9 protein-coding genes are annotated in these 8,751 nt (G+C 44.4%); 5 read left to right on the forward strand and 4 right to left on the reverse strand.

What is annotated here, in order from left to right; all coding sequences use genetic code 11:
* Window positions 1-23: 23 nt before the first annotated feature.
* Window positions 24-722 carry a molecular chaperone gene (locus ABLV11_RS16560; protein ID WP_224329754.1) on the reverse strand — a complete coding sequence of 233 codons (699 nt, stop codon included), beginning with the start codon at window positions 720-722 and terminating at the stop codon, window positions 24-26.
* A 48-nt stretch (window positions 723-770) separates the two neighbouring features.
* Window positions 771-1,289 carry a fimbrial protein gene (locus ABLV11_RS16565; RefSeq protein WP_224329756.1) on the reverse strand — a complete coding sequence of 173 codons (519 nt, stop codon included), beginning with the start codon at window positions 1,287-1,289 and terminating at the stop codon, window positions 771-773.
* Between the two features lie 788 nt (window positions 1,290-2,077).
* Here ABLV11_RS16565 and ABLV11_RS16570 point away from each other — a divergent pair.
* From ABLV11_RS16570 to ABLV11_RS16580, 3 genes are all read left to right on the forward strand, one after another.
* Window positions 2,078-2,443: a RidA family protein gene (locus ABLV11_RS16570; RefSeq protein WP_224329758.1), complete on the forward strand. Its 366-nt coding sequence runs from the start codon at window positions 2,078-2,080 to the stop codon at window positions 2,441-2,443.
* 514 nt (window positions 2,444-2,957) lie between these two features.
* Entirely contained in the window at window positions 2,958-3,782 is an 825-nt protein-coding gene (locus ABLV11_RS16575; protein WP_142477692.1) for a transcriptional regulator, read from the forward strand.
* Window positions 3,775-4,248 (forward strand): hypothetical protein, encoded by a 474-nt coding sequence (locus ABLV11_RS16580; RefSeq protein ID WP_142477691.1) that lies wholly within the window; start codon window positions 3,775-3,777, stop codon window positions 4,246-4,248. Before ABLV11_RS16575 ends, ABLV11_RS16580 begins: the two co-directional genes overlap by 8 nt.
* A 39-nt stretch (window positions 4,249-4,287) precedes the next feature.
* Here ABLV11_RS16580 and ABLV11_RS16585 read toward each other — a convergent pair whose 3' ends face one another.
* Complete coding sequence (locus tag ABLV11_RS16585; RefSeq protein ID WP_224329760.1) at window positions 4,288-4,836, reverse strand: LuxR C-terminal-related transcriptional regulator; 549 nt, start codon at window positions 4,834-4,836, stop codon at window positions 4,288-4,290.
* A gap of 389 nt (window positions 4,837-5,225) precedes the next feature.
* Between ABLV11_RS16585 and ABLV11_RS16590 the strand changes: the two genes are divergently transcribed.
* Both ABLV11_RS16590 and ABLV11_RS16595 read left to right on the forward strand, forming a co-directional pair.
* Window positions 5,226-6,092: a nucleoside deaminase gene (locus tag ABLV11_RS16590; protein WP_224329761.1), complete on the forward strand. Its 867-nt coding sequence runs from the start codon at window positions 5,226-5,228 to the stop codon at window positions 6,090-6,092.
* Window positions 6,093-6,247: 155 nt separating this feature from the next.
* Window positions 6,248-7,141 carry a PHP domain-containing protein gene (locus ABLV11_RS16595; protein ID WP_224329762.1) on the forward strand — a complete coding sequence of 298 codons (894 nt, stop codon included), beginning with the start codon at window positions 6,248-6,250 and terminating at the stop codon, window positions 7,139-7,141.
* Between the two features lie 212 nt (window positions 7,142-7,353).
* Here the strand turns inward: ABLV11_RS16595 and ABLV11_RS16600 are convergent, their stop codons facing one another.
* Window positions 7,354-8,265, reverse strand: a complete 912-nt coding sequence (locus ABLV11_RS16600; RefSeq protein WP_004105750.1) for an alpha/beta hydrolase — start codon at window positions 8,263-8,265, stop codon at window positions 7,354-7,356.
* Window positions 8,266-8,751: the final 486 nt, after the last annotated feature.

Here is an 8,751-nt window from a genome sequence, read left to right on the forward strand (position 1 = left end):
TAATCAGATGTGAACAGAAAAAATTAATATTTTGAGTGAAACTCTTTGCCACTCGTACCGTAATCATTAATTATTTTCCAGCTAACGGTGTTACCGACTGCCCCTGCTGGAATAGTAAATAGTCGTTCTGTTGCTGGTGCCACATAGGTCTGTTCTGGTAAGGTGGGTTTAAATATCTTTCCGCCCACCGTAATGACGCTGAAGTTCATATAAAACGGCGTCGGGTTAGTCACCTGGATCTGGTTACCGACTTTTTTCCAGATAAGTTTATCCCCGCTTTCTTCAGGTAAACCTTTCACAGCTGAAGGGCGATAAATAAATTTCAGCCTTTTTTTGATCGCCAGCTGCAATGTATTACCCCGTACCTCATTTTTTTTAACTGAAGGGATAGTCTTAATGTTTAGCCAGAATAATGACTCCCGGTCTTGCGCAAGGTTTGCACCTGTAAAGACGGCGCGCAAAGTATTGTCCTGGCCTGGCTCAAGACGAAATAATGGTGGGGTAATCATAAACGGGGCCTTAGCTTTGCTATTCTCCCCTTCGTCCACCCATGACTGAATAAGAACGGGAATGCCCTTGTTCGTATTGCTGACAGTAATCGATGCTTCTTTTTCATCGCCATGAAAAACCAGGCGAGTCCCGCCGACCGAAACCGCCGCATGACTATTTATTGAAAAAGTCAAACATGACGTCATTAAAGATAAAACAAGCAACGCTTTCATTAATACTCCGGTAGCGGAGGTGTTACCACCTCCGCTGCATGTCAAAAATTACATATACGAGATGTTTACCTGGGCTACGGCGTTAGCAACGCCTGCGGTGACAGAAGCCGCAGTACTGATGTAATTAGCCGTAAAGCGGAGCTGTTGGGTCGCGGCGCTAGTCAGCGCAATACCTGAATCGGTAGAGTTAATATCGATATTGGTGCCGTCAGCCTTTTTGATATTAATAGATACGCCGGTTGCGCCGCCGCCGGTCAATGCCAGGTCGCCTGCCGCATCCGCTGCCCCTGAAAAGGTCACCAGTGCAGCTGTCGGGCCGCCTGAAACCGGGCATCCCGTTAAGTTGATGGCGAAAGGAACAGGAAGGGTCGTTGTTCCAACCGTCGGAAATTGAGCAACACCGTAGGTGCCTAGCGGAACGTTCACAGTACTGTCTGAAGTGTCTACACGGCAGGCTTCCTGAAGAATGGTTCCGCTGAAGTTAACGGTGGCATCTGCAGCCAGTGCCTGAGATGCAGACACAGATAACAGACCAAATGCAAACGCAACTGCTGATAATTTTTTCATACATCATTATCCTTAATGTAAGCAACCGAAGGCATTCGGCGCATATTGCTATAAAGTTACACAGAGCCATATCATATGAACGGCCTTGGGTAACAACATAACGATCCCGTTATTTCTATGCACCTGAAAACGTCTTATTAAGAATGTTTGACCGCTCATAATTCACGCCTGGAAAAATCCCTCTCCCGGCATATAAAAGTTGCAGCATGACATTTGCTGTCGACTAAAAATGGCACGAAGCGCACTTATCAAAATGCTTAATAACATTACCTCTTCATTTATCTGGTTTTTTACTATCGAACCACAGGGGGGGGCGGTTGAGGGCGGCTTTATTACAGGTTATTGTCCTGGGTTTTATGTTGTAATTTTGTTTAAAAATCCCGCTTAATTTAAATAGATATTAACAAGGTGCCTTGCCTTGACTGTTTATGAATGTTTTTTAGTACCTGTTTTTATTATTTTAATAGCGAGGAGTGAAATCGATAATGTTCTTTCTAATCAATATGTTGTGATATTTAATTTTGGGGTTTTAAATGTATTTAAGAACCTTTAAGATTTTTTAAGGGTATTTCATGTGGCAGCACGTGACAGTTTTTAGCATTAAATGAGATGATTTCCTTGAGAAAAGTGTATTTTACTTTCATGTCCGGGTTTATCCCTGACACTGGAAAACCAGGATATTACGCTATGGCTTTTTTATGATACGTCACGGGACGCGCGTTTTTGCCATGCACTCACAAATCGTGACCTGATTTTGGCTTTCAGTCATATAAGATTTAAAAGGATCAATGATGAGTAAGATTATAAGGCACGAAATTAATGAAAGCTGGGCAATATCCGGAGTGGTCGAATCCTGTGGTTTGGTCTTTGTGAGTTACTGTATTGGTAACATCGGGAAGCCCATTGAGGAACAGATAAATGGCGCTTTCGATAATTTGAGCGAAAGGCTTAACGCTATCGGCCTGACGCTGGAGTCAGTCGTAAAAATTGATGCTCTGTTTCGCGACGTATGGAATATCCCATTAATGGAAAAAGTCATGCGTCAGCGATTTAACGGCCATTATCCCGCCAGAAAATCAATTCAAACCGAGTTTGCCCATACTGGCGGGGCCACAGGTATGCTCTTTCAGCTTGATGCGATTGCCTGTCGTTAATCGATGTCGCCTCTTCTGTAATTGACAGAGGCGCGCCGTTTCGCTGTTCAAGCTGGAAGCCATTGAATTAGCCCCCGGCTTGCGGGTCCGCTAAAACAACGGGACGGGGTCCCGTCAGCAAAAAAAGATGTTTAAAAGGAAAAAGAATGATCCGGGGCGTCAGGTTTTTACGTTAACGATGAAGAGGGCTTTGAGTGCTGGCATGCGAATAAGACTGGCATGGCAAAAAACGCGTTCGTTGGAAAATAACAGATTGTAGTTGCTGGGGTTATTATATTTAAAGACCGAGTTTTTTATCCCTGCGTTCAGCAAATTTAAGACCGTGAACGGTCTAATACGCGAAAGGACGCAGCCGCTTTTAGCGAAGTTTAACGGGAGCAAAAAGTTAAGCATGAAAATTTAAGGTCAAATATTTTTTTTCAATTATATAATTAGCTATAATGCATGTAATTCCAGTTGCACCGATTATCTCCTTACTGCTTTAACCTCTTTTAACATCAATCGCGAATGACATATGTATTGGATCATAAACAAAAATATAGAATTTTGGCCTGAAAATAGACGGTTAATCTCGTTGAAAAACCCGGCGCTGAGCGTCACATTGACGGCTCCGGCAAGCCACTGCCTTGACCTTTTACTGGAAGCCTCACCGAAGCTGGTCAGCCAGCAGACTTTTTTTAAAAAAGTTTGGGAAGATGAGGGGATCCTGGTTCCTGCAAATACCTTGTATCAAAACATATCGATTGTCAGGCGTGGACTGCGCGATGTCGGGGAAACGGATAACTCATTAGTCGTGACGGTGCCGCGTAAAGGTTTTCATATCAATGCCAACGTTAACATTGAAAAACGTGAAAAAATATCTTTAGATTCAGAAGGTTCTGCTGATGCAGCTCTCACGGTGCAGGATAGCGTTGCGGAAAAAAAAACAACCACTGAATCTGTAGCTACCGTGCATACGGCTGATAAGAAAAACGTCCGCTCAAAGGCTGTCACACTCTTGATTATGGCATTGAGTTTCCTGGCGGGCTTTTTTTCTCTTCATTACCTCTGGCACTTTAATGATGAAAAACACTTTTTTAGCAGCTATACATTAGTTGAAAGCGATCGCGGTTGCCATTTTTATACCATAGATGATAATCATGCCAGCATTGATAAATTTAATAGTTATAAGTCTTTGATTTTCAAATCCGGACTGGACTGTAAGAAGTATCCCTTTGTTTATTTTTCCATGTCGCAGATGTCTCCCAGTCTTATAGTGTTGATTTGCAGAAAAAGTTACACCGCGAAGGCTTCTGCCGGATGTGTTACTCTCTCTTTTCGTGGAAATGTAGATGAATAAAATAAAAATTGTGATTGGCTTTTTTATTTCTGGCGCTCTGGCAGGGGGGATCTATAATTTTGTGAACGATAAAATAAATCATAAGGAAGAGTGTACGGCATCGCTCGTGGTCTTCAAGGATAATACACAAACTAATTTGACCTTAAATTTCATGTATTCACTTGCTGAACGTAAGGGTACCGTTGCGGTCAGCGGTAGCTATCTGGATGGCGGGAAACTGCAGGGCCATATCAGAAGAGATGTCATCTATGATATGGTCAAAAATCATGAAACTTACCATTTCCACTCCAGAGAAATAAACCGATACGGTAACATTGACTCTGTGTCGGATGAGTTCCTGGCCAGCATCCTGCCTGACTTTTACGTTTATCCAAATGAAAAAATAAGCTATATTATTTCAAAGCAAAATGAGCATAGCTTTCTGATAAAAATTGGGTCACGACCGCTACTGTATTGTGCTAATTAACGGTACGGATGATGAGTCAGGCTTGCTTATCATCCACAATTATCTGGCATAATCGTCCTTTAAATGGTCTTTTATAATGAGTAAATCAGTTAGCTTCCCTGCGCCAATTTTTCGACAGGCCACATATCTGTAATTGCTGACGATCTTACTGGTGAGCGATAGAGATTCAGCGATAACATGCGTATCTTTACCTTCAAGGCTTTTGTTGAGAATGATTTTTTCAATTTTGCTTAAGCGCTGGTTTTTGGTCGGTTTACACTTAACCCGTCTGATCAGGCAGCGGAGCGCTTTCATTATGACTTCCGGTGGCGCTTTAGCATTTATCACGGTATCTGCATCACAGATGAGTGCTTGCTGCGACGAACTCAGAATCAGTAATACTTTGCATCGCTGGTTTAACGAGGAAAGTTTGCTGGCGTTGCATTTGTTTTCTAAACTCAGATGCAGGATAACAATATCTTCATAGTTTAAACGATCGAGTTGCGGGTCGTCACACTGACAGCTTTTGATTTCCATCGCGTTATATTGTCCGACACAGATAATGCCATCTCGAAGATACTGGTTATTGCTGATGATGAAGATAGCCATGATAACTCCCGTAAGCATTTCACTCATGATGTGTCGTATTCAATGACTATATCTGATTGTTCAGAAATTCAAACTTATCTCGTCTTAAATTTTCTTATTTACTCATATTAAATGGTAAAACTTATAGTAAACAAGGAGTTGTGTGATTTTCTTGAGGTGTCTGATAAGATATAAATAACATTTGGAAAATTCCTTATTAAATAATAATCGTCTTTTAATGTGCTTGGAATAATCTTAACGTTGATTTGCGTCATTATATCGTGGTTGTGATTAGTGCTTTACTAATCTCATGCGTATTAATCATCTTATCTTTTTACGCAGCGTATAGCACTTGTCACCAGGTGCCATAAATAAATTCACTCGTGGGATGTGGTTTTATGAATGGGGTTATGGAGCTAGAATTCTGGATGCGTGTTGCCATTGGTGAGGCTGAAGAGAGTTTGCGTGAGGGGAATAAAGGTTTTGGCGCCGTTATCATCAAGGATGGTGAGATGGTTGCGGCGGCGCATGACTATGAGGAAACAGAGGGAGACGCAACCTCACATGCTGAAATCAACGCGATTAAAATTGCCAGCCAAAAAATTGGCAAAAATTTAAACGGGTGCATACTGATATCCACCAGTGAGCCTTGTCCTATGTGCGCATTTGCCATCGCCTGGTCCGGGATAAGCGAAATAGCTTTTGGTTTTTCTATTCAGGATGCACTTGCTCAAGGGCGGCGGCGGATTGCATTTCAGTGCGTCGAGGCTTTTGATAAGGCGGGCACAGAGGTCATTGTTCATAAAGGTATTCTGCGGCGGGAATGCGCAATTCTCTATCGTGCTGACGTTCGCAGCGAAATTAATCATCTGCGCAACGCAACCGATGAAGACCTTAAGGCGCTGAACGCGGATTCCATTGCCCGCCGTACTGCATGGTTCTGCCAAAATAAAGCCGGGTTGAATATTGGCGATAGCCATTTATTAGACACCGCACACCGCTTACTTATAACGCGATTCCACGCTGCAGAGGTTGAAATGCCCGTGGTGAACAGAACTGAGAAGCAAATTACTTTCCACTCTATGAATTTCTGCCCAACGCTTGAGGCATGCAGAATTCTGCACCTTGATACCCGGCACGTTTGCAAACTCCTGAATGAAGAGTCCACCGATATGTTAGTGAAAAAGATAGATAGCCGACTTCGCTTCTCTCGAAATTATAATAACCTCAGACCATATTCCTCTTTCTGCGAAGAATCTATTTCTATTGAGGATTGAACGTGTGTTGCCATAAGCGATGTGCCTGATTGTTCCAGGGGCCGTTAACGGACTTTAGCTTCCTGAAAAACAAAGCTATCCGTTAACCATCGGCGATTTAACAGGGCAAAGCAGGCGATCAGCGGCGTAATGTTAAAACTTTTAAAGGAGAAGTCATGAAATTAATCGACTTGCACATGCATTCGGCATATAGCAACGATGCCGATTTCCCGGTCAGCGATCTGCTTACCATGGCTAAAGCGGCGAATCTTGCGGCCCTGGCGATAACCGATCACAACACGGCGCGATCCGTTGAGGAGTCTATTCGCTATGGCAGAGCAAATAGCGTAAGCGTGATGACCGGGATTGAAATCGACTGCGTGTTTGCGGGCAATAATTATCATCTGCTGGGCTACGGTTTTCGTCGAGACAGCCGGGATTTTGATGCCGTCGAACACAACTTCCATCGTCTGGAAACTGCCGCGACGCCACTAAAGCTGGAGAAACTGCGGGCGCTGGGGTTCCAGCTTGATGAAGAGCGCCTGTATGCTATGGCCGGCGATCGGGTCCCGCAGGAAGAGGAGATGGCAGAACTTATTTTAGAGGATGCGCGCAACCTGAATCATGATCTGCTGCTGCCTTACCGCGCGGGGAATGCGCGCAGCGATATGCCGTTAATTAACTTTTTTTGGGACTTTTTTGGCCGAGGCAAACCCTGCCAGGTGACGGTGGAATTGCCGCCGATGGCGGAGATGGCGGCGCTGATAATCGACAACGGCGGCATTCCGGTCATTGCGCATATCGGCGCTAACGTGAAGGAAAAGCCGTTGGCGGTGATTGAACAGATGTTGCCGCTTGGCGTACGCGGCGTGGAAGTGTTCTCCAGCTATCATGATGAGGAGCTATGTCGCGAACTTTATCACTACACGCTGGATAAATCGCTGCTGGCGACCTGCGGCAGTGACTTTCATGGTAAAAACAAACCCAACATTAAGCCTGGCGACTGTAGACCATGGCGTGACGCGCTACCGAAAACCCTGGAAATCCTCGAGCAGGTTGATCTTTATTGACGCCTGAAATCTACCGGCTGTGGGCGAGTTATTAAATAACAAGGACAAATGATTATGCGTAGAGGTATTATCGGGCAGGGAAAGAGGCACAGGAAGAGGTATCTGCCGTCAGTCAGAGAAAGAGAAGGACCACTTTCGTTATGCCTCTAAATAGAGAGTCACAAAATCGCGTATATTTTATGGGGGCGCATAGTTTTGTTGAGAGCCACGTTTCACGGCAATGACTCTCTCCTTCGGATAAATTTAGCTACGGCTTGTAACGCCTCATCCGCTTCAGGTACCTTTCCCACCGATGACTGAAATACATGCCAGAGCCCGTCCCATATCTCAAGCTCAACTTGCATCCCAGCCTTTTTAGCATATCGGGAGAGGCGTAATGCATCATCGCGCAATAACTCCTCGCTTCCCACCTGAATAAATACGGGAGGAAGTCCAGACAAATCACCAAACAGGGGAGAGACAAGAGGATCGCTTCGTTCACTGTCCGAACAGTAGTATTTCACGGTCATTATCAGGTCTTCTATGCAAAGCAGCGGATCGAGATCCTTACACAGCGTTATGCTCTTACCAGAAAGTGTGAAATCTAACATGGGAGACAGCAGAACAGACGAGTCCGGCAAAGGATCTTGATGCTGTTTTAACAGGAGTAAAAGCGACATGACCAGTCCACCACCGCTGGAGTCTCCCGCGAGGATAATGTCCTCTGCTGAATAACCATTAGCAAGCAGCCATAAATAGGCCTGATGACAATTTAATAAGGCCGCAGGAAATCGATTTTCTGGCGCCAGAGGATATTCCAGTACCAGAGTTCGGCAACCAGAATATTGTGCGAGACAGGCAGCGAGTTTTCTGTGAGTCAGACACGATCCCTGAGAATTTCCACCGCCGTGGAAATAGAGAATAATCCTGGTATTTATCGAATCGGGATATGAAATCCATTCCGCAGTTATCTCTGTATCGTTAACCGTTTCGATGCATACACCCGCAGGTAGTGTTGCCTTTATGGCTGCAGACTCCCAGACCTGGCGCTGAAGGGAGAGTGGAGTATTCAAAAGAAAATGAATATTCTCATCATGATTTTCAAATAGCTTAGCTTTATAATCTTTTGCTCCGTTACTCAGCATCTTCATTCCTTTTGCTGCTTACGCCAGAAATAATAATTGTCGAGAGTGTTTTTTTGCATTTTAATAGGTATTAATTTATTTACTCATTCATAAACAATCTGAGAAATACGCCACATTATAAGTTTATTAAAATTCTTCGGCTTTTTTTTATCTTTCCCTACTAACAGACAAATAGATTATTTTTTCAACGACGCTGGTGATAAGGGTTTTCCCGCAAAACAAGCGGACCTACGCTCAGGCAATTGATGCGAGAGAGCGTGGGGCAGGCAAAATCCCTGGCAATGAATTTTTTCTGGCAGAGAGGGGGAGGGGACTTTGAAGGGAAGCTAGTGCTGGCTCCCCAAAAGCAAAAAACCGCCTTGTGGGCAGGTTCTTTAAATAGTGGTGCCCGGACTCGGACTAACGCCGCAGGCGTTGAACAGCGCGCTTGCCGCGCTGGCCCCGAAGGGGTGAGCCGCCGTGCGGCGAATAATCGAACGGAGTTCG

The organism is Klebsiella sp. GW_Kp181, assembly GCF_040062315.1.
Classification (GTDB): Bacteria; Pseudomonadota; Gammaproteobacteria; order Enterobacterales; family Enterobacteriaceae; genus Klebsiella; species Klebsiella oxytoca.